At 45.7% G+C, this 2267-nt stretch carries 1 protein-coding gene and 1 pseudogene; one reads left to right on the top strand and one right to left on the bottom strand.

The window, feature by feature from the left end:
• Nucleotides 1–480 (top strand): annotated as a pseudogene (locus tag GMD6S_RS11840) (ribonuclease J); the annotation flags it as partial.
• A 164-nt stretch (nt 481–644) separates the two neighbouring features.
• Here GMD6S_RS11840 and mnmG read toward each other — a convergent pair.
• On the bottom strand, nt 645–2267 hold a 1623-nt coding region (mnmG, locus tag GMD6S_RS11835; RefSeq protein ID WP_000304649.1), incomplete at its 5' end, for a tRNA uridine-5-carboxymethylaminomethyl(34) synthesis enzyme MnmG.

Below are 2267 nucleotides of genomic sequence, written 5' to 3'. Positions count from 1 at the left end.
GCTGGACTAGCGGTGGATACGGGTGTCGAGAAGGACAATATCTTTATCATGAGCAATGGTGATGTCCTTGCCCTTACTGCAGATTCTGCTCGTATCGCTGGGCATTTCAACGCCCAAGACATCTATGTTGATGGAAATCGTATCGGTGAAATCGGTGCAGCCGTCCTCAAAGATCGTAGAGATCTATCTGAAGATGGTGTCGTTCTAGCAGTCGCAACTGTTGACTTCAAGTCTAAAATGATCTTGTCTGGTCCAGATATTCTCAGCCGCGGCTTTGTCTACATGAGAGAATCTGGAGACTTGATTCGCCAAAGCCAGCGCATCCTCTTCAATGCAATTCGTATCGCACTGAAGAACAAAGATGCTAGCGTGCAATCTGTCAATGGCGCCATTGTCAACGCCATTCGTCCTTTCCTCTATGAAAATACCGAACGTGAACCGATTATTATCCCTATGATCCTCACACCAGATGAAGAATAATACTCTTTGATTTTCATTGAATATAAGTCAAAAAAACAGCCCCGTCTTCGGAGCTGTTTTTTCTATGCTTTCTTTTGAGATTGAAACTCAATAAAAATCGAAATCAGACTAGAAGGCTAGGCGAAAGCATAACTTAAGTTAGGTGAGCTGAAGCCGACGACGTATCATTTTGATTTTTGAAGAGTTTTAGAAATACTACGATTTTTACCTTCCAGATACACCATCAAAATAGAAATATCTGCTGGATTTACTCCCGAAATACGGCTTGCTTGGCCGATGGTTTCTGGATTGATGAGTTTGAACTTCTGGCGAGCTTCTGTTGCGATGGAATCAATATCATCCCAGTCAATATTGGCTGGAATGCGTTTTTCTTCCATGCGTTTCATCTTGGCAACCTGGTCCATAGCTTTGGAAATATATCCTTCGTACTTGATTTCTGTTTCAATTAATTCGATAATCTTGTCATCCAAATCCTCAGCAGCTGGCCCGATGAAGGCCACTACATCTTGGTAAGAAACTTCTGGTCGACGGAGAAATTCTTTGGCTGTCACTGCATCTGTCAACGGCTTGAAGCCCATCTCCTCAACCTTGGCATTGGTTTCTTTGACCGGCTTTAGTTTGATACTGTCTAGACGCTTCATCTCATTGTCAAATTGATTTTTCTTGATTTCAAAGCGAGCCCAACGTTCATCATCCACAAGGCCAATCTCGCGTCCCATCTCGGTCAAACGCATATCTGCATTGTCATGACGGAGGATGAGACGGTATTCAGCTCGACTGGTCAAGAGACGGTAAGGTTCAATGGTGCCCTTGGTCACCAAGTCGTCAATCATGACCCCGATATAACCGTCACTGCGCTTCAAAATCAATTCAGGCTTGCCTTGGATTTTCAGAGCCGCATTAATACCCGCGATAATCCCTTGGCCAGCAGCTTCTTCGTAACCAGATGTACCATTTGTCTGACCAGCTGTGAAAAGTCCTGAGATTTTCTTGGTTTCTAGTGTCGCACGCAACTGATGAGGCAAGACCATGTCATACTCAATGGCATAACCAGTTCGCATCATCTCAGCATTTTCCAAACCTTTGATGGAATGAACCAAGTCACGTTGGACATCCTCAGGCAGACTGGTTGAAAGTCCTTGGACATAAACTTCCTCTGTATTGCGCCCTTCTGGCTCTAGGAAGAGTTGGTGGCGTTCCTTGTCCGCAAAGCGTACAATCTTGTCCTCAATCGATGGACAGTAACGAGGCCCAACTCCCTTGACCACACCTGTGAACATAGGCGCACGGTGGAGGTTGTTTTGGATAATCTCATGACTGGTACCGTTGGTGTAGGTCAACCAGCATGGCACCTGGTCCTTGACATAGTCCTCATCACGTGAAGTGTAGGAGAAGTGATTTGGCGCTTCATCTCCTGGCTGAATCTCTGTCACATCGTAATTGATAGAGGAAGCCTTGACACGTGGAGGCGTTCCTGTCTTGAAACGACCAATTTCGAGTCCCAGTTCCTTGAGATTGTCAGCAAGGTTAATCGAAGCCAGACTGTGGTTAGGACCTGACGAATACTTGAGGTCTCCGATGATGATTTCCCCACGGAGTGCAGTCCCTGTCGTCACGATAACAGCCTTAGCAGCATATTCTTGATGGGTAGCTGTACGCACACCGACAACCTTACCATCTTCCACCAAAATCTCATCAATCATGGTTTGACGAAGGGTGAGATTCTCTTGATTTTCAACTGTCTTGCGCATCTCCTTAGAGTAAAGCTCCTTGTCAGCCTGCGCACG

It is taken from the genome of Streptococcus sp. GMD6S, from assembly GCF_000297015.1.
Note: the sequence above shows the minus strand (reverse complement) of the source record. Positions and strands in the feature narration are given on the sequence as shown.